This is a genomic window from Halorubrum sp. B53, from assembly GCF_059752395.1.
Window position 1 is genome coordinate 8,364 of the sequence record NZ_MWTH01000012.1, and the last position, 24,657, is coordinate 33,020.

At 70.3% G+C, this 24,657-nt stretch carries 25 protein-coding genes; 12 read left to right on the forward strand and 13 right to left on the reverse strand.

What is annotated here, in order from left to right; translation table 11 throughout:
• Positions 1-2,181, reverse strand: a 2,181-nt coding sequence (locus B4V06_RS09320; RefSeq protein WP_498169393.1) for a kinase anchor protein, incomplete at its 3' end; no start/stop codon positions are given.
• Position 2,182: 1 nt separating this feature from the next.
• Positions 2,183-4,258, reverse strand: a complete 2,076-nt coding sequence (locus B4V06_RS09325; RefSeq protein WP_123113606.1) for a PrkA family serine protein kinase — start codon at positions 4,256-4,258, stop codon at positions 2,183-2,185.
• Positions 4,259-5,076: 818 nt separating this feature from the next.
• On the opposite strand from B4V06_RS09325, the gene B4V06_RS09330 reads away from it, so the two are divergent.
• Positions 5,077-5,793, forward strand: coding sequence for a DUF1028 domain-containing protein (locus B4V06_RS09330; protein ID WP_498169396.1), 717 nt, complete (start codon positions 5,077-5,079; stop codon positions 5,791-5,793).
• Positions 5,794-5,802: 9 nt separating this feature from the next.
• On the opposite strand, the gene B4V06_RS09335 is transcribed toward B4V06_RS09330, so the two are convergent.
• Positions 5,803-6,660, reverse strand: coding sequence for an endonuclease/exonuclease/phosphatase family protein (locus B4V06_RS09335; RefSeq protein WP_498169398.1), 858 nt, complete (start codon positions 6,658-6,660; stop codon positions 5,803-5,805).
• Positions 6,661-7,227: 567 nt separating this feature from the next.
• Positions 7,228-7,710 (reverse strand): RNA-binding protein, encoded by a 483-nt coding sequence (locus B4V06_RS09340; protein WP_123113609.1) that lies wholly within the window; start codon positions 7,708-7,710, stop codon positions 7,228-7,230.
• A gap of 135 nt (positions 7,711-7,845) precedes the next feature.
• Here B4V06_RS09340 and B4V06_RS09345 point away from each other — a divergent pair, with 135 nt between their 5' ends.
• The 3 genes from B4V06_RS09345 (at position 7,846) to B4V06_RS09355 (ending at position 9,412) form a co-directional block, all read left to right on the forward strand.
• Positions 7,846-8,451 (forward strand): 2Fe-2S iron-sulfur cluster-binding protein, encoded by a 606-nt coding sequence (locus B4V06_RS09345; RefSeq protein WP_123113610.1) that lies wholly within the window; start codon positions 7,846-7,848, stop codon positions 8,449-8,451.
• 179 nt (positions 8,452-8,630) lie between these two features.
• Entirely contained in the window at positions 8,631-8,957 is a 327-nt protein-coding gene (locus B4V06_RS09350) for a hypothetical protein (protein WP_123113611.1), read from the forward strand.
• A gap of 128 nt (positions 8,958-9,085) precedes the next feature.
• Positions 9,086-9,412 carry a NifU family protein gene (locus tag B4V06_RS09355; RefSeq protein WP_123113612.1) on the forward strand — a complete coding sequence of 109 codons (327 nt, stop codon included), beginning with the start codon at positions 9,086-9,088 and terminating at the stop codon, positions 9,410-9,412.
• A 75-nt stretch (positions 9,413-9,487) separates the two neighbouring features.
• Here the strand turns inward: B4V06_RS09355 and B4V06_RS09360 are convergent, their stop codons facing one another.
• Both B4V06_RS09360 and B4V06_RS09365 read right to left on the reverse strand, forming a co-directional pair.
• Positions 9,488-10,957 carry a ribonuclease FAU-1 family protein gene (locus B4V06_RS09360; protein ID WP_498169403.1) on the reverse strand — a complete coding sequence of 490 codons (1,470 nt, stop codon included), beginning with the start codon at positions 10,955-10,957 and terminating at the stop codon, positions 9,488-9,490.
• Entirely contained in the window at positions 10,954-11,358 is a 405-nt protein-coding gene (locus B4V06_RS09365; protein ID WP_498169405.1) for a DUF7532 family protein, read from the reverse strand. The genes B4V06_RS09360 and B4V06_RS09365 overlap by 4 nt, the downstream gene beginning before the upstream one ends.
• A gap of 130 nt (positions 11,359-11,488) precedes the next feature.
• On the opposite strand from B4V06_RS09365, the gene B4V06_RS09370 reads away from it, so the two are divergent.
• A complete protein-coding gene (locus tag B4V06_RS09370) occupies positions 11,489-12,499 on the forward strand; it encodes a PrsW family intramembrane metalloprotease (RefSeq protein WP_498169408.1) in 1,011 nt (336 codons plus the stop codon).
• A 23-nt stretch (positions 12,500-12,522) separates the two neighbouring features.
• Here the strand turns inward: B4V06_RS09370 and B4V06_RS09375 are convergent, their stop codons facing one another.
• The 3 genes from B4V06_RS09375 to B4V06_RS09385 form a co-directional block, all read right to left on the reverse strand.
• Positions 12,523-13,503: an ROK family protein gene (locus B4V06_RS09375; protein WP_123113616.1), complete on the reverse strand. Its 981-nt coding sequence runs from the start codon at positions 13,501-13,503 to the stop codon at positions 12,523-12,525.
• Between the two features lie 88 nt (positions 13,504-13,591).
• On the reverse strand, positions 13,592-14,050 hold the full coding sequence (locus B4V06_RS09380; protein WP_123113617.1) for a universal stress protein: 459 nt from the start codon (positions 14,048-14,050) through the stop codon (positions 13,592-13,594).
• A gap of 57 nt (positions 14,051-14,107) precedes the next feature.
• Positions 14,108-14,920: a hypothetical protein gene (locus B4V06_RS09385; protein WP_123113618.1), complete on the reverse strand. Its 813-nt coding sequence runs from the start codon at positions 14,918-14,920 to the stop codon at positions 14,108-14,110.
• A gap of 97 nt (positions 14,921-15,017) precedes the next feature.
• Between B4V06_RS09385 and B4V06_RS09390 the strand changes: the two genes are divergently transcribed.
• Entirely contained in the window at positions 15,018-17,243 is a 2,226-nt protein-coding gene (locus tag B4V06_RS09390; RefSeq protein ID WP_498169413.1) for a hypothetical protein, read from the forward strand.
• Between the two features lie 51 nt (positions 17,244-17,294).
• Positions 17,295-17,888, forward strand: coding sequence for a histidine phosphatase family protein (locus tag B4V06_RS09395; protein WP_123113620.1), 594 nt, complete (start codon positions 17,295-17,297; stop codon positions 17,886-17,888).
• A 64-nt stretch (positions 17,889-17,952) separates the two neighbouring features.
• Here B4V06_RS09395 and B4V06_RS09400 read toward each other — a convergent pair whose 3' ends face one another.
• Complete coding sequence (locus B4V06_RS09400) at positions 17,953-18,336, reverse strand: DUF5611 family protein (protein WP_123113621.1); 384 nt, start codon at positions 18,334-18,336, stop codon at positions 17,953-17,955.
• An 80-nt stretch (positions 18,337-18,416) separates the two neighbouring features.
• On the reverse strand, positions 18,417-19,598 hold the full coding sequence (locus B4V06_RS09405; protein WP_498169416.1) for a DUF7093 family protein: 1,182 nt from the start codon (positions 19,596-19,598) through the stop codon (positions 18,417-18,419).
• A gap of 170 nt (positions 19,599-19,768) precedes the next feature.
• On the opposite strand from B4V06_RS09405, the gene B4V06_RS09410 reads away from it, so the two are divergent.
• Positions 19,769-20,083: a 2Fe-2S iron-sulfur cluster-binding protein gene (locus B4V06_RS09410; protein ID WP_123113623.1), complete on the forward strand. Its 315-nt coding sequence runs from the start codon at positions 19,769-19,771 to the stop codon at positions 20,081-20,083.
• 269 nt (positions 20,084-20,352) lie between these two features.
• On the opposite strand, the gene B4V06_RS09415 is transcribed toward B4V06_RS09410, so the two are convergent.
• On the reverse strand, positions 20,353-20,547 hold the full coding sequence (locus tag B4V06_RS09415) for a cold-shock protein (protein ID WP_004048101.1): 195 nt from the start codon (positions 20,545-20,547) through the stop codon (positions 20,353-20,355).
• Between the two features lie 216 nt (positions 20,548-20,763).
• Here B4V06_RS09415 and B4V06_RS09420 point away from each other — a divergent pair, with 216 nt between their 5' ends.
• Complete coding sequence (locus B4V06_RS09420) at positions 20,764-21,279, forward strand: hypothetical protein (protein ID WP_498169420.1); 516 nt, start codon at positions 20,764-20,766, stop codon at positions 21,277-21,279.
• A gap of 75 nt (positions 21,280-21,354) precedes the next feature.
• Positions 21,355-21,636, forward strand: a complete 282-nt coding sequence (locus B4V06_RS09425; protein ID WP_123113625.1) for a zinc ribbon domain-containing protein — start codon at positions 21,355-21,357, stop codon at positions 21,634-21,636.
• On the opposite strand, the gene B4V06_RS09430 is transcribed toward B4V06_RS09425, so the two are convergent.
• The gene (locus tag B4V06_RS09430) at positions 21,633-22,127 is read right to left on the reverse strand and encodes a DoxX family protein (protein WP_498169423.1); all 495 of its coding nucleotides are present in this window, start codon (positions 22,125-22,127) and stop codon (positions 21,633-21,635) included. The two genes, B4V06_RS09425 and B4V06_RS09430, sit on opposite strands and share 4 nt — an antisense overlap.
• Before the next feature lie 150 nt (positions 22,128-22,277).
• Between B4V06_RS09430 and B4V06_RS09435 the strand changes: the two genes are divergently transcribed.
• Together B4V06_RS09435 and B4V06_RS09440 are read left to right on the forward strand one after the other, a co-directional pair.
• A complete protein-coding gene (locus B4V06_RS09435; RefSeq protein ID WP_498169425.1) occupies positions 22,278-22,910 on the forward strand; it encodes a CAP domain-containing protein in 633 nt (210 codons plus the stop codon).
• A gap of 361 nt (positions 22,911-23,271) precedes the next feature.
• Complete coding sequence (locus B4V06_RS09440; protein WP_498169427.1) at positions 23,272-24,528, forward strand: vWA domain-containing protein; 1,257 nt, start codon at positions 23,272-23,274, stop codon at positions 24,526-24,528.
• Positions 24,529-24,657 lie beyond the last annotated feature (129 nt).

The window sequence follows — 24,657 nt, forward strand, 5'->3', positions numbered from 1 at the left end:
GGCGAGGTCGTTCGCGTCGAGCACCTCGCGCAGCTCCGGGATCTCCCCGAGGTCGACGTCGTCAACGCTGAACTCGTCGCCGCGGTTCCGCCACGCGTACCGGGTGAGCGCCCGGATCACGCGCTCGCGGCGGAACTCGGCCACCTGCCGCGTCGGGTCGGTCCCGTAGTAGTCGTCCTCGTCGAACCGACCGAGCGTCTCCGTCTCGAACACCTTCATCGCGAGCGCGTCGGGCTCCTCCGGACCGCGCTCCGTCTCCACCGGCTCGTCGGCGTCCCACGCGTACACGTGCTCGACGTACTCGGCCACCGTCTCCTCCGCGACGGTCGCCTCCGCGAGCGCGGCGTCGATCACGTCGGCGCGCTGGCGCTCGCGGACGCGCTCGGCGACCGGGGCCTTCCGGCTCTCGAACTCCGCGACCTCCGACCGGGAGAACAGCGGCGCCTCGGAGAGCCGCTCGGCCATCGCGTCGAGCACGTCCGTCGGTGTGATCACCCGCTCGACCGGGAGCTCCGGGTGACTCCGGTCGGCGTCGGCCCCCAGCAGGTCGGCGACGACGTCGCGGGTGTACGTCACCGGGATCCCGTTGCGGCCGTCGCCGTCGCCGAAGTCGACGTCGTCGATCGCGATCCGATCGTCGTCTCCCGCGCCGGTCTCGCGCCTGATCTCGCCGGTCTCGTACAGCTCCGCCTTCTCGATGAGTCCGAAATCGGCCGGGAGGTCCTCCGTGTCGAGCCGCGTGACGACCGCGTACAGCGCCGCCGCGCCCACGGCGTGGGGCGCGAGCTCGCGCTCGGTGACCGTCCCGTCGTCGTCGCGGACGTCGATCGTCAGGGCCGCGGCGCCGGGCTCGTCGTCCGGATCGCGCTCGGGGTCGCCGGGGCCGTTCCGCTCGCTCTCGTCGTCCGTCCCGTCGTCGACCCCGTCGACGGTCGGCACGCCGCGGGCGCCGGCGACCTCGCGGCGCAGCAGCTCCGCCTCCAGCCGACGGTTCGTCAGGTAGCGGAACTCGTGGCGGGTGAGCCGCCGCTTCAGCGCCTTCAGGGGGTCGGCCCCCTCGCGCTCGGCGTGGCGGTCGAGCTCGGCGTCGAGGTCCGGGTTCGAGATGACGATCAGCTGGGTGTCCAGATCCATCCCGATCCCCTTGTCGAGCTTCACGCGGCGCTCGTCGGGGACGTTGAGCAGCCGGCGGAGCAGGTCGGCGTGCTGGCTGGCGTCCTCGACGACGGTGGCGACGCCGTTCCCCTGCGAGAGCACGCCGTCGTAGCTGAACGCCTGCGGGTTCTTGCGCCCGCGCGAGTCGAGCTCGCGGAGCATGCCGCCCATCCACGAGCCGACGAGCCGCTCTTTCGGCGTGCCGTCGTCCTCGGCGTGGAGCACGCCGATCCCCTCGCCGACGTCGACGACGTAGCTCGTCACGCGGAGGTGGTCGCGGTCGGTGATCGCCGAGAACAGGTCCCGGCGCCCCTCGTCGCGGTACGCCGACTCCAGGTGGTCGTACGCCTCGCGGCTGAACGGGTCGAGGTCGACGTCGGCGGCGATCGGGTAGGCGTCGTCGTCGACGGCGTCGGCGATCGACTCCCGAACGTCCTCGGGGAACACCGAGAGGGGATGCGCCTGCACCGGGCTGCGGTACCACGCGGAGGCGTCGCCGCCGTCGCCGTACGAGAGCGACGCGGCGCCCGCCCCGCCCCCACCGATCCCGCTCCCGGCGCCGGTGACGTTCCACTCGACGGTGTAGCGGCGCCCGGCCTCGGTCTTCGAGAACTCGCGGAGCCCGTTCACCAGACAGCGCTTGAACTCCGACTTTCCGGTCGCGGTGGGGCCGTCGATCCAGACGATGCTCTCGTCGTTCCCGCGGCCGGCCGCGGCGGCCCGGAGGTCGTCGACGAACGCGTTGAGCGCGGCGGTGTTGCCGAGGACGGCGTGTTCGCCGTCGTTGAACGGGTCGTCGAAGAAGCGGTACCGCTCCCGACGCTCCCCGCGCTCGCGGACCTCGCGGGTGCCCTCGGACTCGATCGCCGCGAGCACGTAGCGCGCGCCGGAGGCGGCGGCGACCGGGTTCTCCAACACGCGGTCGACGTACTCGTCGAGGCTCATCGGCGGGTCGTACGCGCCCCGCAGGGTCTCGTCGGCCGCCCGGACGAACCCCTCGCCGTCGGACCGGTCGGACTCGCTCATCTCAGCCCCCGCCGTCCTCGATCTCCGAGCGGGCGACGGCGGCGCCCGCGTACTCTAACACCTCCGCCGCGCCGTCCTCGGAGTAGCCCCGGTCGACTAAGGCGTCGACCCAGGCGCTGCGCTCCTCGTCGTCGAGGTCGGTCGCGGAGACCAGCGCGGAGAAGTTGATGTTGTGCTTCTTGTCCTCCCACAGCTTGCGCTCTAACGCGCGCCGGAGGCGGTCGTTCTCCTGCGGGTCGAAGCCGCGGCCCTCGCGGGCGCGCCGCGACACCCAGTTCGACACCTCCTGGCGGAAGTCGTCCTTCCGGTCCGAGGGGACGTCGAGCTGCTCTTCGACCGCGCGCATGAACGTCTCGTCGGGCTCCGTCTCGCGGCCGGTGAGCTCGTCGTCGACGGTGTCGTCGTCGATGTACGCCATCACGTGGTCCATGTACTTCTCGCCCTGGCGACGGAGCTCGTCGACGTCGTACGCCAGCGCGTGTCGGACGTCCTCGATGGCGCGCTCGCGGTACTCCTCGCGGACGGTTTCGAGGAGACGCTCGTACCGATCGAGGTCGTCGGCCGCGATGGAGCCGTGGCCGCCGAGGTTCGCCTCGAAGTGGTCGAAGACGGACAGCGGCGACAGGTATCCGCGCTCGCGGTGGGTGGCGTCCATGATCGCCTCGGCGATCTCGTCGCCGATGAACCGGGCGGAGACGCCGTCCATCCCCTCGCTCACGTCGGCCTCCTCGGCGGCGTCCTCCCGGAGCTTCCGGCGGTCGATCTCCTCGTCCTCTAACTCGCCGTTGTACACCTTCGCCTTGTCGAGGAGGCTCACCGTCTCGTCGGTGGGCTCCTCTAACCGCGTGAGCACGCCGAAGAGGCCGGCCATCTCCAGCGCGTGCGGCTCGACGTGGACGTTCGGCACGTCGGCGTTGGCGAGCATCTTCTCGTAGATCTTCGCCTCGCTGTCGTACTCCAGCACGTACGGGTAGTCGATCCGCTTGGTGCGGTCGTTGAACGCCTCCATCTTCTCGTCGCCGGTCTTCTCGCGGTACTCCGGCATGTTCGTCCGGCCGACGATCACCTGGTCGATGTCGATCCGGGGGTTGTTCTTCGGCTTGATCGTCGACTCCTGGGAGGCGTGGAGGAAGTCGTAGAGGAACTCGCGCTGCAGTTTGAGCAGCTCCTCGCCGGAGAAGAGCCCGCGGTTCGCGTTACAGAACGCGCCGGCGTAGTCGAACGCGCGCGGGTCGGACTCGCCGTAGACGGCGAGCTTCGCGTAGTTGACGTCGCCGGTGAGCTCCGTCTCGTCTTGGTTCTTCTTGTCTTTCGGCTCGAACGTCTCGATGCACTCCCGGCGGTTCTCGTCGGCCACGAGCCGGACGACCTCGACGTGCTCGTCGAGCACGCGCTGTAAGTCGTCGTCGTAGTGCGCGAGCAGCTCGTTTAAATAGAACTCGGAGGCCGGGTCCGGGTGCTGGTCGTTTCGGAGGGTGTAGGGGGCGTCAAGTCGCTCGTTGATCTCGTCGATCACCGCCTCGCGCTGCGGGCGCGGGAGGAGCACGAGCGGGTCCTGATTCATCGGCGAGCGCACCGCGTCGTCGCCCGGGTCCTGGTCGTCGATCACCGAGCAGAGGTTGATCCACCGGAAGGTGTACATCCGGCCGGCCTCCTCGCGGGTGTACGCCTCGAAGTACCGGCGCGTGAGCCAGTCGAAGTGCGACTTGCCGGAGCCGACGGGGCCCAAGAGGAGCTTGATACGCTTCTCGGGGCCGAGCCCGCGGGCGCCGGACTTCACCTTGTTGACGAACTCGTGGATCGCCTCGTGGACCTCGCGGCCGTAGAAGACGTTCTCGCCGTCGTGGAGGGGGTCGTCCGCGGCGAGCGCGTACTCGACGACCCCGCGCTCCTCGTCGTACCGCGTGCCGTAGTGGTCGAACATGTCGGCGACGCGCTGGTGGGCGTTCCGCGCGATGCGCGGCTCCTCGTACACCGCGTCGAGGTACCAGTCGAACGAGCGGGGCTCCCGGAGGTCGTCCGGGACGTTCGTCCGGTACTCCTCGCTGAGCCGTTCGAGCGTGTGTCGTTCTGTCATCGTATCACGTCTCTCGGACGGGCGAGGGTCCTCGACGGCCGGACCGCGTTCGACGGCGGCGCGGCTCTCCGTGCCGGTACGACGGCTCATCGAGCCGCGAACGCCGCTGTCGTCGAGGGGGACCCGCCGCGGGTCGCCGTTTCGCCCGTAACCGAGGCTATATGTATGGGAGGGATTCTCACTGATAAGTGTGTCGGCAGTTCACACGTGACACGTGACCGCGGATCTCCCTGCTCTCTGCGGGTTTCGTCGGTTCGAACGGCCGGTATCGGAGTGTAGCGGGAATAAAACGAGGGTGTGAGCGATCGGCCGTCGAATCGGAGCCGTTGACGGCGGGGACCGGAAACGTCGCCCTTAGGGTGGGAGCTTCTGCCGCGCGCCCCCTTGCTCCTAGCGTGACGTTCGGTATCTGCGTTCGCGAGCGGTGCACCGACGGCGACGGCTAATCATCCGATATTCGACAAAAACCTTTAGACCAACCACCCTGTATCGTCTCCTGCGCTGCCTAGTCGCGTGACCCCTCAGGTCACGTACCTTCGATCGCTTAGCACCCGCTTTCACAGGTGCGTGACGAGAATCAGTACGAGGAGGATCACTCCTCTACCGACCTCGAACTTGATTTCGAGGCTAATAGTTGCCTCAGGCTCCGTTCACGCTGCCTAGCCGCGCACGGAACCTAAACGAATGACAGCCGATTCTCATTCATAAGTGTGTCGCCAGTTCACACGGGTCATTTTGCGACCGACCCGTCGACGGCGGGAACCGGAAACGTCGCCCCCGGCACGGGGGCTTTTGCCGGTCGCCCTCCCACGACCGGTGTGACGTTCAGCATCTGCGTTCGCGAGCGGTACACCGACGACGACGGCGACGACCAAGTCCGCTACGGCGTGGCGGTGACCACCCGGCTGCCGGGGGTGGGCACGCTGTGTCCGTTCGCGTCGGCGGACGGCGCGGTAGCGACCCAGTCGCTCGTCAACGTCGAACTCGGGCGGAAGGGGATCGAGTACCTCGGGGACGGGCTCGCGGTCGACGACGCGCTGGAGGCGCTTTTAAATGCCGACGAGGGGAAGCCGCAGCGCCAGCTCCACGGCGTTGACGCCGACGAGACCTTCGCGTTCTCGGGCGACGAGTGCAACGACTGGTACGGCCACGTCGTCGGCGAGAACTACACCGTCGCCGGCAACCTCCTGACGGGCGAGGACGTGATAGACGACACCGCGGCCGCCTACGAGTCCGCCGCCCACGGTGACGCCCCGCTCGCGGAGCGGCTGATCGACGCGCTCGCGGCCGGCCACGCCGCCGGCGGCGACAAGCGCGAGGATCTGGAGGTCCAGTCCGCGGCGCTTCTCGTCCGGAACACGGAGGAAGAGGTCGACGACCCGTACTACAACGACCTCCGCGTCGACGCGAGCGAGACGCCGGTGGCCGACCTCCGCGAGACGTACGAGACGGCGAAGCGCGGCTACGAGACGGTGTTAGAGAAGTACGCCGACGAGATGGACGAGGGCGCCGACGCTGAGACCGACGACGAGTAGATCTCGACGTTACAGCGACAGCCGCGTCAGGATCGGCAGGTGATCGGACGGGTACCGGCCGCGGTCGTCGCGGTCGGTCAGCGTGGCGAACGCCTCGACGTCGAACTCGGACGAGACGAGCGCGTGGTCGATCCGCCGGCCGTCGATCAGCCGCGAGAAGTCGGTGAGGCTGGTGCGCGGGCCGTGTCTGAGGTCGGCGGCCGCGGCCGCGTCGCGGAGCCGGAGCGGGTCGTCGTCCGCGTTCCTCGGGCTCCCGGAGTCCCCCTCCGGATCGTCGCCGAGGAGGATCCGATGCGGGTCCGAGCCCGGCGTGCAGTTCAGATCGCCGACGAGCGCGACCGGGGCCGACCCGGCGGAGTCGCTCGCGCCCGCGCTCGCCAGTTCGGGGAGTCGCTCGCGGAGCAACCGCGCGGCTCCCCGCCGGGCGTCCGCGCTGACGTGGTCGAAGTGCGTGTTGACGACGAGCAGTTCCGCGGGCGCGTCCGCGCCGCCGTCGACGGCCCGGACTCGCGCCCACGTCGCGATCCGCGGGTGGGCGGCGTCCCAGCCGACCGACTGTCGGTCGGGCGTCTCTGAGAGCCAGAACGTGTCGTCGTCGACGACCTCCCAGCGGTCGGCGCGGACCGCGATCGGGCACCCCTCCCCTTTGCCGTCCCTCCCTCGCCCCCGCCCGACGAACTCGTACGCCGGGAGCCGCTCGCGGAGGTCCCGGCGCTGCTCGGGGAGCGGCTCCTGGAACGCGGCGACGTCCGGGCGGTGGAAGCGGACGAGCCTCCCCACCGCGTCCCGGCGGTCGTGCCAGGCGTCGTGGTGGTCGCCCCGGTTGGCGTAGCGGACGTTGTAGCTCAGCACCCGAAGCGCGGTCATTACGGTGTGCGTCGCGGGCGAGCCGATTAAATGACGCGGAGCGATCGCGAGTTCGACTAGTACGATATCAGCGGGTATCGTGGCGGCGTTCCAGTCGGTCGTTTATAAGTAATTGCCTATGGCTCCGCGGTGAACACTTCCAAAGCCCCAGCCGGGAGGACCGCGCACGCTCGCTTCGCTCACTCCCTGCGGTGTCGCCGGCGGCTCCGCCGCCGGCTGCCCGTGGCGCTACGCGCCACGCTGCTTACGTCGTCATCAGAACGCTTCGCGTTCTGATTGGCTCACGAGAGCTTTGCTCTCGTGAACGCCTGCGCGGTCCTCCCGGCTGCCCCTTTGAGTCCCATCCCGACCACAACCGCACCGCACCTCTCACCTCCCCAGCCTCGTCACCGGCGCTACGCGCCGGTTGCAAGCGAGAGCTCCGCTCTCGCCCTGTCGGTGGTCCTCCGCGTTGCTTCGGACCACCGACTCCCTCGCACGCGCTCCTCACGGCCGTTTAAAAACGGCCGCTCGGAGGCGCGCGCCACTGCACCGTTTGTTTATAAACAAACTCCCGCTCGCGCCCGCTTACGCCGAGAACTCGTACAGCTCGTCGCCGACGTGGTGGATGGAGTTGACGACCTTCCCGCTGTCCCCGACCATCTCGTCGCCGTCGACCAGCGCGCGGCCGACCGCGAGGACCTTCTCGTGGGTCTCCTCGGCGACCACGACGAGGTCGCCCTCGCGGATCTCCGGGTCGGCCTCGACGATGCCGGGCCGCATCACGTCGGCGCCGTCGGAGACGAACGAGATCGCGCCCGCGTCGACCGTGACGATCCCGGTCTCCGGCTCGTAGTCGTTCGCGCCGCGGACGGTGAGGAACGGCTCGTCGTCGTCGACGTAGAAGACGGCCGGCTCGCCGTCGACCAGGACGAGCTCGTAGTTCGCGTCCACGAACTCGACGAACTCGAACGTGTCGCCGTCGATGTCGACGCCGAGGTGGTCGGCGACCGCCTCGCGGATCGCCGCGATGTCGTCGCTCCGGAGGTGGTGTCGCGATTTCACTTCCATGGGCGTCACTCGACCGCTCGGCCGATAAATGGTCCGTTCCGCGGCGTGGCGCGCCCTCCACTCCCCCGACACGGGGGCTCTCACGCGGTTGGACCGATCAAAACGGCCTTAAGCCACCTCTTCATATCGGTTCGTATGCTCAACCCGCTCATTGCGAACGTCGCGAACATGCCCGCGATCGTTCTCGGGGTGATCGTGACGCTGCTCGTCGTCTTCGTCAGTAGCCTGAAGGGGACGGGGTGGGAGCCCACGACCGATATCTCGGACGAAGTGCTCGAACGCCGCGCGTCGGCGGTGCCCGAGACCGACTTCCCCGAACCCGGGAACCGCGCCATCGGCGGCGGCGGTGGCGGCGGCGCGATCCCCGCCGGCGGCGGCGAGGGAGGGGAAGGCGAGCTCGAGGACGGCAGCGCGGCCAGCTCGGGTCCGGGCGACATCCCCGAGGACGAGGTCGAGTACTTCGAGGTCGAGTTCGTCAAGCAGGGCGAGACGGTCGAGCTCTCGAACGACCAGCCCATCCTCGAACAGGGCGAGGACGAGGGGTGGGACCTCCCGTACGCCTGCCGCCAGGGCCAGTGCGTCTCCTGTGCCGGCCGCATCGCGGACGGCCCCTCGGAGGACTTCGTCGAGCACGACAACCAGCAGATGCTCGAGGAGGCCGAGATCGACGACGGCTACACCCTGACCTGCGTCGCGTACCCCCGCGACTCGTTCAGCATCGAGACGGGCGAGGCGCCGTAGTCCGGCCGGCCGACCCGCGATCGCCGTTCCGACCTTTTCCTTATCTCTCCTCGCCCGCTCCGCCTCTCCCTCTCACACCCCCCCTCACTCTCGCTTCGCTCCTCTCCTCCCCCTCGCTTCGCTCCGCCGCTCCCGCCCGCTCGCGACACCCTTTTTCGCGTCTCGGCCGAACGAACGGTATGTCTTTCACCACGGTCCTCGGCGGCGGCGCCGTCGCGCTCCTCGCCGCCCTCGCGGCGGCGTTCGTCTACCGGGACGCCGCGCGCGTCGGGGTCGACCTCGGCTCCCCGCCGCTGTGGGCTGCCCTCGTCGTCGCCACGTCCGGCGCCGGTCTGATCACCGCCCTGCTCGTTCCCGACGCGCCGCTCCCGGGCGTGCTCGTGTTGGTCGCGCTCGGGCCGCTCCTCTACCTCCTCGAACGCGACGACTCCATGCACGGCGACGACCCCGCCGACCCGACTCGCCTCCCGAGCGAGTCGGAGCGGGCGGACGACTCCGAGGAGTAACCGTCGGGCAACCGAACGTCGTTTCGTCACCTCGGTCCCGCGGGATCGACGGTGACACAGTTCGTTTCGTTTCTTCAGGCTGCTCGGAAACCGCAAGCTTCCATAGGCTCGGGTGCCAACGGTTGGTAATGAGCGACGAGAGCCTCGCGGACCGAGTCGAGGAGTGGATGGTCGGACAGATGCCGATCATCCAGATGCACGGCGGCACGAGCGTCGTGCGCGAGGCGGACCCCGAGACCGGCGAGGTCGTCGTCGAGCTCGGCGGCACCTGTTCCGGCTGCGGCATCTCGAACATCACGGCCGACAACATCCGCCGCGACCTGATCATGGACTTCGAGGAGGTGGACAACGTTACCGTCCGGACCGCCTCCTCCGGCGACCAGGGCGCCTCCACCGTCGAGGGCGGCCGCGGCGGCGAGCTGAAACACGAGACCGAGTCCGCGAACCACTTCTGAAGCCGTCGGTTCGATCAGGGCGTCGTTCCCGTCCGACTCCCCCGTTTCTGCTCTCGTTCCGACGCGCCGTCTCGTTTATAACGCGTTCTCCAGCGCGGCGGCGACGCTCCGCGCCTTCTCCGCCAGCGGCTCCGGTACCTCGCCGGCCGCCTCCGCCTCCCGCAGCTCGTCGTCGTCGAGGCGCTCGACCCGACCGTCCGGGCGCTTCACGACGTCGACGTGGAGGTCCACGTAGCGGGCGGCGTCCGGGAACACCTCGACCGGGGTGCAGACGTTGACGTAGGTGCCGCGCACCGTCCCGTCGCGGCCGCGGTAGGTGGTCGGGTACCACCACCGGCCCTCCTTCAGGCTCGTCTCGGCGACGTCGCCCGCCTCGCGCGCCACGCCGAGCCCGTCGTAGGTGCCGCCGCCGGTCATCTCGCGCTCGACGGTGACCGAGCCGTCGGCGTCGACCGCCGTGACCGTCCCCTCGCCGAGCGTGATCAGCCGGCCGTCGGGCTTCCCGTGTTCGAGCCGGAGCGCGTCGCCCTCGCTCGGCCCGAACGCGTCCGTCACGACCCCGAACGGGAACGTGGCGTCCGGGTCGGGGTCGCAGAGCGCCTCCGCGAGGTCGACGCCGGCGGAGGCGTCCGCCGACCCCGCTTTCACCCGGTGGTGGCCCGGCATCGTCGCCGTCGCCTCGCGGCGCCGGTCGTCGAGCGCGAACCGGCTCTCGCGGCCGAACCAGACCCAGACGCCGGCGTTCGGCGACGCGACGGGCTCGTCGCGGACGAGCGTCGGGTCGTCGAGGACGCCGATTCCGCCGGCCGCGTCGACCGCGTCGTCGAGCCCCTCGGCCGCCGCCACGGCGCGCTCCAGTCCGGCCTCCAGCGCCTCGGTCCCGGCGTCGACCGCGGGCGGTTTCCACACCGCCCGCCACCCGTCCGGCGGCTCTAACCCCAGCAGGTCGAGCATTCCCGAGAGCTCCCGGGCCGCCTCGTCGTTCCGGACGTCGACCCGCGTCCCCGATCCCGGCTCGAGCGCGACGAGCCCGCCACCGGCGCGCAGCGACCCGTCCAGCTCCGGGCGGCGGTCCGTCCACGGCGCCGCGGACTCGTCGACCCGCACCCGGACGGCGTCCCCCGTCTCCACGCGATCGTCGACGCTCTCGTACGGGAGGTACCCCTCGGCGGTGGCGTCGTCGGTGCCGTCGCTTCTCGCCCCACCGACCCGCAGTCGGACCACCGCCCCGCCGCCGAGCGTCTCGGTCACCTCGCCGTCGAGGACGGTCCCGGGCGGCGTCGGGTCGCTCCACGCCAGCGCGTCGAGGCCGACGCCGCGGAGGCGATCGCGGAGCGACGCCACCGCCTCGGGGTCGCCGTGGACCCCGATGCCCTGCCGGTCGGCCGTCGTCTCGACCCGCGCGTCCGGGGGCGTGTTCCCGAACTCCGCGTCGAAGCGCCGCCGGATCGGCGGCGACGCGTCGACGACCTCGTGGCCCGCGTCGAGCAGGAGCCGCGTCAGCGCCGTGGCGTAGATCCCCCGGACGCGGACGGCCGCGGTCACAGTTCCTCCGGGTCGCGCGCGAAGCGCACCCGGTCGTGGACCGTCTCGCCGAGCGAAAGCTCGACGAGGACGGGCCGCTCGGTCCCGTCGTCGCGTTCGGTCGACCGCAACACCCGCCCGCCCTCGACCGGGACGCCCCACCCGTCGAGCGAGAGGTACCCGCGGAGGTCGGTCCCGTGAGTGAACACGTCGACGTCGGCGGTCGGATGCTCCTCGATCTCGGCCGCGCTGTGGGCCAGTTCCATGTCGGAGTAGTACGGGCCGTCGGCGGCGAAGAACTCTCGCAGGCGGTCGGCGTCCTCGGCGACCAGCTCGGCGACGCGATCGGAGGCGGCCGCGACCGCGTCGTCGCCGAGCCCCGCCTCCCGGAGCGCTCGCTGGATCCGTCGGTCGAAGTGCATACCGCTTCCTTCGGGCGCCGTGGTTTCAACTCCATCGGCTCGACGCGGCGGGCGCGTCCCGTTCGCGGGCGTCCGCCGACCGCGTCCCGTCCGGCAACGGCTTAAGTCGCGCCGGTCCGAACCGAGCCGTATGCCATCACGGTCGGACCCGGTCAAGTCGCGCGCCGACGACGACCGCGACCTCTACGACGTCGCCACGTGGGAGGAGCGCACCTCCCTCGACGGGCTCTCCGTCGCGCTGTACTGGCTCATCACCCGATCGGCGAAGGCGCTGGTCGTGCTCGTCGCCTTCCTCGGGCTCCTCGCCATCCTCGGGTCGTTCGGCCTCGGCCTCGTCTTCGATCCCGCGGTCGCGATGCTCGTCGGTCTCTCGGCGATCCCGGCGTTCGGGCTCGCCGCGTACGTGTACGTCTCCGACGTCACGACCGCGGAGCCGCTCTCCCTGCTCGTGGCGACGTTCCTGCTGTCGATCCTCACGGCGACGTTCGCCGCGCTGCTCAACAGCTACGCGCAGCCCCTCTTCTCTCCGCTCGGGTTCCCCGGGCTCGTCCTCTTTTTCTTCGTGTTCGTCGGCCCGATCGAGGAGTCGGTGAAGCTGCTCGCGGTCCGGCTGTACGCGTACACGGACGACCGGTTCGACGCCGTCGTCGACGGCGCGGTGTACGGGGCGATCGCCGGCCTCGGCTTCGCGGTCATCGAGAACCTCGTGTACATCGCCCAGAACGTCGAGATGTCGGAGCTGACGCTCGGGATCGCCGTCCTCGGCGCGGGCGACGGGATCACGGCGCTGCGCGCGCTCGCGGGCCCGGGCCACGTCGTCTACTCGGCGTTCGCGGGCTACTACCTGGGCCTCGCGAAGTTCAACCCCGAGAACCGCGGCCCGATCGTCGTGAAGGGGCTCGTCATCGCGGCCGCGATCCACGGGCTGTACAACACCCTCGTCGGCCCGGTCACCTCGGTGGTCCCGGCGCTCACGCCCCTGCCGCGGCTCCCGACGCTGTTCCTCTTCGTCCTCCTGTTCCAGGGCGCGTTCGGCTACGTCCTCCTCCGGAAGATCTGGCGTTACCGGGACGCGTACGTGGAAACGCGTGACGCGGTCGACTCCGACGTCGAGCCGGAGCTCACGGAGTTCGAGGATTGACCCCGTGCGAGTTTAAAAATCGGTCACTCCGGCGGCGACTCCGCCCGCGACCGGTCGCCCGTGCCGCCGGTGAGCGCGCTCGCGAGCGCCCCCTTCACGACGACCTCGTCGCCCAAGTCGGTGAGCCTGACCTCCGGGACGTTGATGAACACCATGTCTGAGAGCTTCTCGCGGACGGGATCGATCACCCGCTCGGGGTTGTTGAGCGCGACCGCGCCGCCGACGCTTACCACGAGCGGGGCGTATGCGTGGATCACGTTGGCGACGCCCATGGCGTTCCAGTGGGCGACCTGGTCGATCACGTGGTCGGCGAAGACGTCCTCACCGGCCGCCTCGAACACGTCGACCGCGGAGAAGTCGGGGTCCTCGATCGGAAGCGCCGTCTCGACCGGGTCCTCCGCGTGGAGCTCCCGGGCGTACTTCGGGATGTTGTTGCCGGAGCAGTACCCCTCCCAGTGGCCGTCGTGGCCGCACCCGCAGGTCATGAAGCCGTGCGGGTCGACGGTCATGTGGCCGACCTCGCCGGCGTTGCCGTCCCACCCCGAGAGCACGTTGCCGTCGACGGCGACCCCCGCGCCGATCCCCGAGGAGATCGTGAGGTACACCATGTCGTCCGGGTTGCGCTCGGAGTGGAACCGCTCGCCGATGACGCCCGCGATGGTGTCGTTGTGGAGGTGGACCTCGTCGGTGTCGAGCAGCTGGGAGACGGGCCCGACGAGCGGGATCCGCTCGACGGTGTCCGGGAGGTTCGCCGGCCCCTGGACGACTCCGGCGGCGAGGTCGAGCGGACCGATCGAGCCGATCCCGGCCGCGACGACCTCCGTCGGGTCGATCTCGGCGTCGGCGCACGCGCCGCGGACGACGCCGAGCACGGCCTCGGTCACGGCGATTCCGTTCGGACCGCGGGGAGTCCCCCGCGTGTCGGAGCCGAGTATGGTCGCCGCGCCGTCGCCGACGACCGCCCGGACGTTCGTCGCCCCGAGGTCGACGCCCACGTAGTACATCGGGTAAAACCGCGAACCGGTATCACTTAAGCGGGACGCTTCCCGAGTCGATTCGCCGCGACCGGCGACGGGAGGGCGCGCCGATCGCTCAGGCGGCGGCGTCCCGCACGAAGGTCACCGGGCACGGCGACGAGAGGATGACCTCCTGCGCGACGCTGCCGAAGACGGCCTTGCCGGTCGGCGACCGGCGCCGGCCTCCGACCACCACGCGGTCGGCTTCGACGGCCGAGGCGACCCCGACGACCTCGTCGGCGTGGTCGCCAACCGCGCCGCGGATCGAGTAGTCGACGCCGGCCTCGTCGAGGGCCTTCGCGAGCGCCCGCGTCGTCGTGTGTCGCTCGGCGACCGCGTCCGGGGTCGATCCCTCGCTCGAATCGTCGACGCCGAGCTTCGAGCGGATGCCGTCGAACTCCTCGTCGGTGAACACGTGGGTCAACACGACCTCCGCGCCCGTGGGCCCGGCGACCGCGATCGCCTCCCGCGCGATCTGTTCGGTTTGCGTCTCGTCTTCGGTTCCGACCGCCAGTAACACCGTTTCTATGCTCATACCTCTACTTCGCGCCCTGTCGGCTTAAGAGTGTCGAAGTTTTAACTCAGTTCTGAATTAACTTTTGTGCGATCGATCCTGAGGGTTCTCGCTCGCGTTCGGGTCGGTCTCGGTCGGGTCGTTCGCGTTCGGGTCGGTCTCGGACGGCTCCCCCGGCGGATCGACGAACAGCGGGTCGCCGGCCGGTCGGCCGTAGTCGACGATCCAGTACCGACCGCGGTAGGCGCCGACGTTCTCCGGCTTGAGCTCGTCGAAGTGGAACCGGTCGCGGTGCGGCGCCAGGGCGGCCCGCACGCGCTCGAGCGCCTCCTCCCGCACGGGCTCGTCCGGGGGCACGTCCGCCCGGGGCATGGCGATCCAGTCCCCGCCGGACCCGTCGTCGAGAACCGGGAGGAACGGGTGCGACTCGACCGCCGACCAGATCCGTCGCTCCCGGCGGTTCTGCGGGCGACCGTCGCCCATCTCGGCCGAGGGACCGTACCGCGCCAGCTTCGCGACGAGAGGGTCGGCATCGGCCGATTCGGACTCGCCCTCGCGAGCTGACCCCGGGATCGCGACGGCGACGCGGCCCGTCCCGATCCCGACGATCTCGGCTCCCGAGTCCGCCCGGGGACCGTCCGCGCTCTCCGCCTCGCCGAGGCCGTCCAGATCCGCGATCAGCCCGTCGAGGACCTCGCGTTCGCCCGGCGCGAGCTCGCGGAAGTAAGTCATCGCCTCGCCGGCCGGCCACGACCACGTCCGGTCCGCGTACTCCCACTCCGTCTCCGCGACGGCGACGCGGTCGAGCGCGGTCCGGCGGGCGTCCCGGAGGCGACGGGCCGCGGCCGACAGCCGGTCGGCGACCGCGGTCGGGATCGGGTCCTGGCGCATTCGGTTCCCCTACCCGGCGGTCCGTCAATAGCCTATCGTCGGTGGGCGGTCGCACCGACTGCCGATCGTTTATGTATCGCGTCCGACTCTTTCGCCCATGTCACGGTGCGTGTACACCGCCGCCGCCGCCGCCATTCCCGGCGATCTCGACGACGACTGGCGTTGCCCGCGAAAGACCGTCGACGGCGGCAACCGCTGCGAGTTTCACGACCCCGAGGCGCTCTCCGAGGGTGAGGCCGCCGCCGAGGTCCTCGACTCCCTCTCCGCGACGCCGGAAGACGACCCGTTCGCGGTCGACCTCGACGAGCGGCGCTTCGCCCGCGAGCGCAAGCGGTTCGTCGGGGCCCGACTCCCGACACTCGACCTCTCGGACGAGCTGATCGAGCGCCGCGACACGCTCCCGCTCGACCTCCGCGGCGCTCGGATCAGAGCGTTCAGCTGTCGCGACGCGCGGATCGAGGCGGATCTCGACCTCGGCGGGTCGCGGATCGAGACCGTCGACGCGACGGAGTGCGTCGTCGACGGTGACTGCCTGCTCCGAGACACAGTTCTCGGCGCGCTGACGCTCGACGACGCGCGCGTCGGCGGACGGCTCGTGCTCACTGACGCGGTCGTGAAGGGCGACGTCGAAGCGACGGAGTGCGTCGTCGACGGACGGTTCGAATTTAAATACGGCGCGGTCGAGGGGCGACTCTACTGTCCGGGTCTCACGCTCCGGGGCGAGCGCCACCACGCGAACACCTCGGAGCTCACGCTCCGGCTCACCGAAGTGCGCTCGCACGTGGTCCTCGAACACCTTCGGAGCCGCGGCGCGCTCCTGTTGAACGACCTCTACGTCGGCGGCGACCTCCGACTCGACGCCGTCGACCTCGACGACTCGCTCTGGCTCGGCGGCGTCGACGACGAGTCGACGACGCTCGGTCCGGTGAACGTGGAGGGGAACCTCTCGGTCCGAAACGGGCGGATCGGCGGCGACGCGGACCTCGCGGAGCCGCGGGACGGTACCCTTCCCGGTCCGGTCGTCGGCGGCTGTCTCGACCTCTCTGGGACCGCGGTCGCGGGCGGACTGAACTGCACGCCGCGGCTCCGCGACAGGACGTCTCCCGTCGACGAGGAGTTCCCGGTCGTGCGACTGCGCGACGTGACCGTCGACGCCGGCTCGCTCTCGCAGCCGACCGCGAGCGATCCCGTCGTGTACGACCTCCGGAACGCCACCCTCGGCGACGTCCGACTCGGGACGAACGGCGGCTCCGTCGACCGCCTCCACCTCGTCGAGACGACGTTCGACGGGTTCGTCTTCGGCCGAAACCGCGACGCCTTCGAGGCGGCCGACTGGCGGATCCACGAGGTCTCGGAGGCGATCGACGGTTCCGGCTACCGCGCCCTCGCGACTGCCTCCTCGGCCGCGGACGCGATGGCGCTCGCGGACGATCTCCTCGCGGCGGTAGCGACGTTCGAGGGCTTCGAAGACGATCTCGACGCCGACGATCCCGTCGCCGCGGTCACGTCCCTCATCGGGGATCACACCGACTTCGCCGCGGTCGACCGAGGGTCCGAGTCACTCCGTGAATCCGCTCTGCCGGACCCGTTCGACTCGCGGGAGAGCGGTCGGGTGGGCCTCGTTCGCGGTCTCGCGGCGGCGAACTCGGACTCCGGGTCGACGACGGACTCCACCCCCGACGCCGTCGTCGCTCTCAGCGACCCCGCGGTCCGCGACGTCCTCCGGAGGGCCGCTCCCGACGCGTACCCCGCTGACGACCCCGGAAGCGCGGTCGTCCGAGGGGACCTACAGAGCGCGATCGCCGGCGCCATCGCCGACGTCGACGCGGAGGTCCCGGACGCCGAGACGCTGGTTACCACGTACGTGCTCGCGCGTAACGGCGCGAACCGCGTCGGGGACACCAACGCCGCCTCGCGGTTCTTCCGGAACGAGATGCTCCAGCGCCGCCGCGTCTATCAGGCGGCGGCCCGCGCCGGGAGCCCGCCTCGGGAGCGTCTCGGCGCCGGGTTCGACTACGTCTCAAACCTGCTGTTCGCCCTCAGCTCGGGCTACGGCGAGCGCCCCGGGAGGGTGCTCACGTTCTCCGGCGGCGTCGTGCTCGTCTTCGCGGGGGTGTTCGCCGTGTTGCTCCCTGACCCTCCGTACGGCGGCCTCGTCGGGTACGGACTCCTGAGCCTCGAGTCGTTCGTCGCGCTGATCCTCGGCGGCGGCACGGAGCAGTCCGACCTGGCGGTCCGGCTCGCCGCCACCCTCGAGGGGTTCGTCGGGGCGTTCCTCATCGCGCTGTTCGTCTTCGCGCTGACGCGGTCGCTCGAACGCTGACGGACCCCCTAATGACGAAAGGTCCTTGCCGCGCGCTCCCGACTCTCGGCCGTGAACACGCTGTTCGTCAGACACGGGACGACCGAGTGGAACGAGCTCGGCCGGATACAGGGGTGGGCGCCCGTCGGCCTCTCCGAGAGCGGGCGCGCGGAGGCCGACCGGGTCGCCGACGCGCTCGCGGAGCGCCACGCTATCGACGCGGTCGTCGCCTCCGACCTCGCGCGGACCGTCGAGACCGCCGAGCCGATCGCCGCGGCGGCCGGGGTCGAGCTCGAGACCGACCCGCGGCTCCGCGAGCGCGACTTTGGCGTCTTTCAGGGGCTCGCCTCGGGCGACTTCTTCGAGCGCTTCCCCGCGTTCGACCTGCTGGAGAACGGGCGGGACGCGGCCGAACGCGCGCCCGAGAGCGGCGAGAGCTGGCTCGCCGTCCGCGAGCGCGTCCTCGACGCAGCCGCCGACTTCCGCGCCCGCGACGAGACGGTCGTCGCCGTCACGCACGTGAACCCGATCCGGCTCGTCGCCGGCGAGCGCCGAGACCTCTCGGTCGTGCGGTCGCTCACGGAGCTGTCGGCCGACAACTGCTCGGTCACCGCGGTCGACGACCGGGGCGCGCTCGTCCGCGAGAACGACCCGTCGTATAAATAGCGGCGGGGGACGGGGTCCGGGTTGCGGGGAGACGGGACTCGGTTCGTGAGAGAGCGGATCCGCCTCAGTAGTCGGGCGCCTCGTCCTCGACCTCGCGCTTCAGCGAGTCGCGCCGGGACTTCGCGTCGCGGCCCGTCGCCTCCAGCAGGAACTCGTTTTTCGCGTCGACCGCGTCGGCGGCGGCGTCGGCGTTCCCCTCGGCGATGACGTCCTCGGCCGGTCGCTCCTCGAAGTGGACCGCGAGCTTGTCCTTCTTGCTGCCGTACTCCGCGGCGCCCGCCACGATCCGCTCGAAGACCGGGTTGTCGGGGTCCTCGACGACGTACAGCTCGTGGCCCTGCCACTCCTCCGTGCCGGAGACCTCGCCGAAGTACTCCTCGATGGAGCCCTTCAGGTCGGGCATGCGGTCGTCCAGATGCTCGCCGCGGCGCATCTTGTACTCCTTCATGCCGCGACCGTTCGACAGGGGGGCGTAAACCAGTTTCGTCACGGGGTCTTCAGGCCGTTCCGAGACCCCTCCGGCACCGATCAGATCGGGCGTTCGGTGACGTAGCCGCGCTTGCACTCGGGACAGATGTCGCCCGCCCGCATGGAGTTGCCGTCGGCCTCGCGGGTCATCCCGCACTCGGGACAGTGGTACTCCGTCGCCGCCTCCGAGGTCGACGTCTGGAGGTCGGGGCTCTCGGCGCGGGTGATCCCCGTCCCCGTGTCGGCCGGTTCCGCCTCCGTGTCCCGCGGCTCGACCGTTCCGTCGACCTCGTCGGCGTCCCGCTCCGGCGCCTCGACGTACTCGGCGTCCCCGTCTTCCGCGGCCCCGTCTTCCGCGGCCGGACCGGCCGATTCGGGAGTGAGGCCGCCGCCGAACTCGACGTCGCCCGCGCCGCCCTCGCCGACCTCCGCGCTGAACCCCTCGTCCTCCCCGCGCTGGTCGGGCCACGGCGTCGTCTCCGCCCCGGCGTCGTCCGCCTCGTCGACCTCCGGCCACGCCCCGCGCTCGCGGTCGGCCGCCGGCTCGTCCTCCTCGTCGAGGATCACGCCGTCGTCCGTCTCGGCGTCCCGCTCGTCGTCCGCCGGCGACTCCGCGGACTCGGCCTCGGGGTACTCCGCGTACTCCTCGCCGCCCCCGAGCGAGCCCGCCTCGTCGTCCGGTCCCGATTCGAGGAGCTCCGCGCCGTCGTCGTCGCCGTCGGCGGTCTCGTCGGCCGTCGCGTCCGCCGCGGCGCCGTCGCCCCCGGCGTCGACCGCGGGTCCGTCGCCCGCGCTCGCGGCCTCGACCCCGTCTTCGGACCGGCCGTCGCCCGGCGCGGTCGGGTCGTCGTCGATGATCACGGCGTCGTCGACGTCGCCGTCGGTGGTCGCGTCCACTGTCGAGTCGGTACGGGCCGGCTCGGCGTCTGCCGACGCGTCGACCGGCGAGCCGACGCCCGGTTCGCCCTCGCCTGCCGCGGCGCGGTCGCCGCCGACGTTCGGCCCAGTCGCGGTCGGGTCGGGGCCCGACGCCTCGGCGCCTTCGGCGCCCGCGGCGGCCTCGTCGGCCAGTTGCTCCATCGTCGTGACCTCGGTGTTCTCGCTCACGACCTGCGTCTCGCCACAGCGAGCGCAGGTCTTCACCTCGGTGACGGTCGTGACGACCTCGTCCCCGTCCTCCTCGCGCTCGCGTCGCAGTTCGGGCTCGCCGAAGTCGTGCCCGAGCAGACACCTGAGTCCCATTATGTCCGTCCTGCGGTGCCGAAGGTAAAAAACGCCCCGTCCGCCGTCAGACGCCCGGCGCACGTCCGTCTCCGCGCGCGTCCGTCTCAACGCGGGATCGACCCCGGGTCCGACTCCCGGGCGCCGCGGACACAGACTCTTTGTGGATCGCCGCTGTACCGTTCACCGACATGCCTACCGTATCCTATCAGGGCGAGGAGATCGAGTGCGAGAAGGGCGACGTGTTGCGCGACGTGTTGGCCGAGGCCGGCCTCTCCGTGTACAACGGCAAGATGAAACAGCTCAACTGCCGGGGCGCGGGGTCGTGCGGCTCCTGTGCGGTCCAGGTCGAGGGCGAGGTGAGCGAGCCGGGAAAAAAGGAGAAGGCCCGCCTCTGGTTCCCGCCGCACCACCCGAGCCACGACGTCCGCCTCGCGTGTCAGACGAAGGTCGAGGGCGACGTCGAGGTGACGAAGGGCCGGGGGCTCTTCGGCCAACACATCTGACTCGGCCGTCGCCGGCCGCTCTCGGCTCATAAATCGGGGGCGCCCAGCGTCACTGTTCGTCGCTCCACGTCGTCACTGCGTTCGCAATCGCTCTTCATCATCGACCGCCGCCGCTCGTCGTCACCGGCCGGACCGACCGGCGGCGGCGACGCTCGGTGTCGTAATACAAACCCGCGCCGGACGAACGTCCGGCGCGGGCAGAAGTCTCGTTGTCGCGTGTCAGAGTCGCGTTCGGCGTCAGCCGGACCGACCCACCTTATCGGATCGGCTTACTGCCGAACGACGTTGGACGCGCGCGGCCCCTTGGGCGAGGACTCGATATCGAACTCGAGCTCCTGGCCCTCTTCGAGGTCCGGCCCTTCGACGTCTTCCATGTGGAAGAACACGTCGTCGTCAGCGTCGTCAGTCTCAATAAATCCGTAGCCGCCAGTGTCGTTGAAGAAATCAACCTTTCCGGTCGCCATTGCATCCTAACGGACGCCCCGTCAGGTGATAAGGATTGCGAGTGTACAGTTACCACGGGTGTAGGCGAACGTTCGTATTTCTTTCTAGGCGGTTCCTGCGACGATCGCTGACCGTACACGCGGATTCGACGCGTCCCACCGACCGATCCGTCGGTTCCTCGGTCGGTCTCCGTCAGCGGAGCGACATTTATAAGCGCCCGCCGCGATCGCCTCGACGTGTTCCGGTCGCTCAGGGAGAACGGCCCGGCGCTGCTCGTCCCCGCCGCCTGGACCGTCGCCGCCGCGACGGTGATCGGCGTCGTCTCGACGCGCGCCCTGTTCGTCGCACACGTCGTCATGAGCGCCCTGCTCGTCGCGTTCGTCGTCGCCTCGTGGCGCGACATGGCGGACGGCGTGCTCCGGGCGTGGAAGTTCGTGATCGTAACGGGCACGCCCGTGACGCTCGCGGGCGTCGCCGGCTTCCTCCTTCGCGGCGGCGACGCCGGCCTCCCGGCCGACGCCCTCCTGGCGCTCTCGCTGTTCGGCTGGGCGCTCCTCCCAGCCGCCGGGTTCGCGTACACCGCGCGCCGGGTCGAGGCGGGCGCCCGGATCTACGCCGTCGGCGTCGCGTGCTGCGTCGCCGGCGCGGTCGCCGTCGCGGTCGCGCCGTCGGCGACGTGGACCGTGCTCGGGCTCGCGGTCGTCGGCGTCGGTCAGACCGCCGGCATCCTCGACGCCACGCTGCGGTACTGACTCGCGGTCGTCGGCGTCGACCTTGTCCCGTGCGATCACCCCACAATTCCTAAGGTTCCGGCCCGTAGGTCTCGCGTGATCGACCTCGGGACGGTCTACCTCGCCGTTACGGGGGCGCTGCTGCTCGTCGCGTTAGGGGCCGGACTCCACGTGCTTCGCGGGATCGTCCGGGAGGGGCTCGACCTCCGTCGACGCCGCCGGACCGGAGAGGTGGAGAAGTACACCGAGGAGTACGGGCCGGGACCGCCAGACGACTCGGACGACCCGACCGCGACGTGTCCCCGGTGCGGGGCGGCCAACGAGCCGGGTTTCGACTACTGTCGGCGCTGCGCGGCGCCGCTCGGTCCCGGAAGTTAGCTCGCCGCTTCCGTCTCTGCACCGCCCGTCTCGACGTCGCCGTCGCCCCCGGGCTCGGGGAGCGCGTGCCACCACGCCCACAGCACCAGCACGGCCTGAAACGGGAGCCGCGCCCACGCCGCCGCGCGGGCGACCCCCGCGAGTCGGTCGGGGACGAACTCGGCCGCCGCGTCGTCTGTCGCCATGTAGACGTTCGCCGGGAAGACGGCGACCAGCAGTGCCACGATGCCCCACGCCGACGCGCGTCGCGTCCGATCGAACTGCACACCGACCCCGAGGGCGATCTCCGCGACGCCGGACAGATAGACGAGCGTCCGCGGCCGCGGGAACTCGGGCGGGACTGCCTCGGCGAACGAATCCGGCGCGAGAAAGTGCGCCACGCCCGCGAGGACGTAGTTCGCACCCATCACGCGGCGGAGGAGCCGCTTTCGCCTGGCGAGCGGGCCGGCGTCATCGGCGTCGTCGGCGGCGATCGCCGTGTCGTCGCTCATCTGCGTCGGTAGCGTCGGCCGGGTAATGAGCGTTCTCCCGGATCCGAACGGCGGCGTGGAGGTGAGACTCGCCTCCGCTTGCCGTGGCCACGGGACCCGGGGCGGAACATTCATGTGGTGTGGTACCACATTTAAGCCGGTGAACGGAACGTGGCCTCCGAACAGCCGAGCCGCGTCTGGGACCGGCGGACGGTTCTCCGGCGTTCGCTCGCGATCGTCTCGACGGCGGTGATTTCCGGATGCCTCGACGGACCGGACACCGACGAGACGACGCCGAACGGCGATCGAGACACTAACGAGAACGATTCGACCGACGGCCAGACCACCGACGGGACCACCTCGGACGGCGACCGGGATACCGACGACCCGGCGGCCTACGAGCGGGCGATCCACGACCGCGTGAACGCGATCCGCAGCGAGAACGACCGTGAGCCGTACGAGTACCACGAGGAAATCGCCGCCGTCGCTCGCGCGCACAGCGTCGACATGGTCGAACAGGGGTATTTCGGCCACGAATCACCGGGCGGCGAGGACTCCTCGGACCGGTTGGAGGAGTTCTTCCCGGGCCACTGTATGGGAGTCGCGGAGAACATCGTCCACGTCGCCGGCGGCCCCGACACGGACCCGGACGTGGTCGCCGAACGCGCGCTCTCGCTGTGGCTGGACTCGGCGGGGCACCGACAGAACATCCTCTCCGAGGCGTTCGACGAGGAAGGCGTCGGCGTCGCGTTCGCCGACGAGCGCGTCGTGATCACGCAGAACTTCTGTGCGACCGCCGACTGACCTCGGCCCGACCCGGTCCGGGCCCCCTGCGGCCCCGCTCGTGGCTCTCGGCGTCGCTTTCTCGACGGTTCGCTCCGCTCGCGGACGCAGAATACGCCGCCTCTCCGATTTGTCCTCGCCGCACGTCGCCGAAGACCGTTATGGACTTCCTACCGGAGCCGGGCATAGCGGTTTCACGATCCACCGAAGCACGGCCGAGCGAATCCGGCTGTCGGATCATACCTATGTTATCACGAGACGTATAAGTAGATGACTACTGTCCCTTGACGCTCTCGGAGCGATCCAATTCGACGGTGACACGCGTCTTCGAGTGATCTCCGCGCCGAGTTTGCAGCCGAGTTACACAGTAGATCGGCATCTAATGACAACAAATAGAAACAACGAATCGGGCCGGACCGTTCCCATCTCGCGGCGCAGCATCCTCCGCACGACGGGCGCAGCCGGCGCGCTGGCGCTCGGAGGAACCAGCCTCCCGTTCGTCACCGGCGTCGCCGCCGCCGACGAGCACCTCATCGAGACCTGCGGCGGCGAGGTCGACGTCGTCGTCGCGCTCGACTATTCGGGCTCGATACGGAACGCCGGCACTTGGGGAGACATCCAGAGCGGCGTGGACAGCTTCCTCGGCGTCGTCCCGGCCGACGTCCAGCTCGGGCTCGTCACGTTCGGTGACGCGCCCGCCGCGTTCGAGTACGGTCCGGGAAACCTCCTGGATTTCGCGACCGCGAGCAACGTCTCGGCGGTTCAGGCCGGCGTGCCGGCGAGCACCCCGCCCGGGGAGAACGCGACGCACATGCCCGGCGCGCTGGACTACTCCAACGCGATCCTCGAGCAGGAGGGCCGCGGCGGGAGAGAGATCGTCGTCCTGATCACGGACGGCGGGCCGAACTACGAGAACGGCGTGGTCGGCGACGGCGCCTCGCCGCCCGCCGACGATACGACGTTCCCCTACGGCACGTTCGAGTACACCGGGGGAACGACCGGCGGTGAGAACGGTATCGCCGGCGAACCCGGTGAACTGACCGAGACCACCGCCACAGCGACCGCGATCAAGAACGCCGGTCGCCGCGTCATCGCCGTCGGCGTCGGCGAGAACGTCGCCGGCTTCGACGACTATCTCCGGGACGATATCGCCAGCGCCACCGACGACTTCGTCGCGGTCCAGGACGCGTCGAACCTGGGCGCGGAGCTGGAAGCGCTCATCAGCGAGGTCTGCGAGGAGTGCGTCGACTGCTCCGTCGACGGCCAGCTCGCGAAGTACGAGTTCGCCTGCGTCGAGACCGATCCCGACACCGGCGAGTGCCTCGCGTACGACTTCGTCCCGGAGGGGGACGCCGACGACAACGTCGCGTACACCCCCGGTTCCTTCGAGAGCAAGGAGGGCGAGGCGTTCGAGCCGATGACCGCCACCTTCGACACGGAGTACTGCGACCTCTACGCGCTGGTCAAGAGCGGCCGGGAGCTGGACGTGCAGTCCATCGAGGGGAACGACGGGAGCGTCACGGTCGAAACCGCGAACGGCGGAAAGTTCGCGATCAGTTTCGTGGCGTTCTACTGCACCGAGGACGCGGCGGTCGAGGCGCTGGAGGCCTTCCCGTCCCGCGGTGCGGGCCGTCGCTAGGGTCGTCGCGCGACCCGCTCGTGACGCGCTGATTCCTTTTTTCGACGGTTCGCTCCGCTCACCGTCTCAAAATATGTTGCCTCCCCGATTTGAACTCGCCGAGACGCTCGGGGTCGCGACTTGTCTGCT

Bases quoted from the DNA above. Each gene is read 5' to 3' on its own strand.
- B4V06_RS09365 (WP_498169405.1), bottom strand. From the start codon at position 11,358: ATGCACTTCGACCGACGGATCCAGCGAGCGCTCCGGGAGGCGGGGCTC.
- B4V06_RS09430 (WP_498169423.1), bottom strand. From the start codon at position 22,127: ATGAGCGACGACACGGCGATCGCCGCCGACGACGCCGATGACGCCGGC.
- B4V06_RS09350 (WP_123113611.1), top strand. From the start codon at position 8,631: ATGTCTTTCACCACGGTCCTCGGCGGCGGCGCCGTCGCGCTCCTCGCC.
- B4V06_RS09400 (WP_123113621.1), bottom strand. From the start codon at position 18,336: ATGAAGGAGTACAAGATGCGCCGCGGCGAGCATCTGGACGACCGCATG.
- B4V06_RS09375 (WP_123113616.1), bottom strand. From the start codon at position 13,503: ATGTACTACGTGGGCGTCGACCTCGGGGCGACGAACGTCCGGGCGGTC.
- B4V06_RS09440 (WP_498169427.1), top strand. From the start codon at position 23,272: ATGACAACAAATAGAAACAACGAATCGGGCCGGACCGTTCCCATCTCG.
- B4V06_RS09380 (WP_123113617.1), bottom strand. From the start codon at position 14,050: ATGAGCATAGAAACGGTGTTACTGGCGGTCGGAACCGAAGACGAGACG.
- B4V06_RS09340 (WP_123113609.1), bottom strand. From the start codon at position 7,710: ATGGAAGTGAAATCGCGACACCACCTCCGGAGCGACGACATCGCGGCG.
- B4V06_RS09415 (WP_004048101.1), bottom strand. From the start codon at position 20,547: ATGGCGACCGGAAAGGTTGATTTCTTCAACGACACTGGCGGCTACGGA.
- B4V06_RS09405 (WP_498169416.1), bottom strand. From the start codon at position 19,598: ATGGGACTCAGGTGTCTGCTCGGGCACGACTTCGGCGAGCCCGAACTG.
- B4V06_RS09355 (WP_123113612.1), top strand. From the start codon at position 9,086: ATGAGCGACGAGAGCCTCGCGGACCGAGTCGAGGAGTGGATGGTCGGA.
- B4V06_RS09345 (WP_123113610.1), top strand. From the start codon at position 7,846: ATGCTCAACCCGCTCATTGCGAACGTCGCGAACATGCCCGCGATCGTT.
- B4V06_RS09325 (WP_123113606.1), bottom strand. From the start codon at position 4,258: ATGACAGAACGACACACGCTCGAACGGCTCAGCGAGGAGTACCGGACG.
- B4V06_RS09370 (WP_498169408.1), top strand. From the start codon at position 11,489: ATGCCATCACGGTCGGACCCGGTCAAGTCGCGCGCCGACGACGACCGC.
- B4V06_RS09410 (WP_123113623.1), top strand. From the start codon at position 19,769: ATGCCTACCGTATCCTATCAGGGCGAGGAGATCGAGTGCGAGAAGGGC.
- B4V06_RS09390 (WP_498169413.1), top strand. From the start codon at position 15,018: ATGTCACGGTGCGTGTACACCGCCGCCGCCGCCGCCATTCCCGGCGAT.
- B4V06_RS09385 (WP_123113618.1), bottom strand. From the start codon at position 14,920: ATGCGCCAGGACCCGATCCCGACCGCGGTCGCCGACCGGCTGTCGGCC.
- B4V06_RS09335 (WP_498169398.1), bottom strand. From the start codon at position 6,660: ATGACCGCGCTTCGGGTGCTGAGCTACAACGTCCGCTACGCCAACCGG.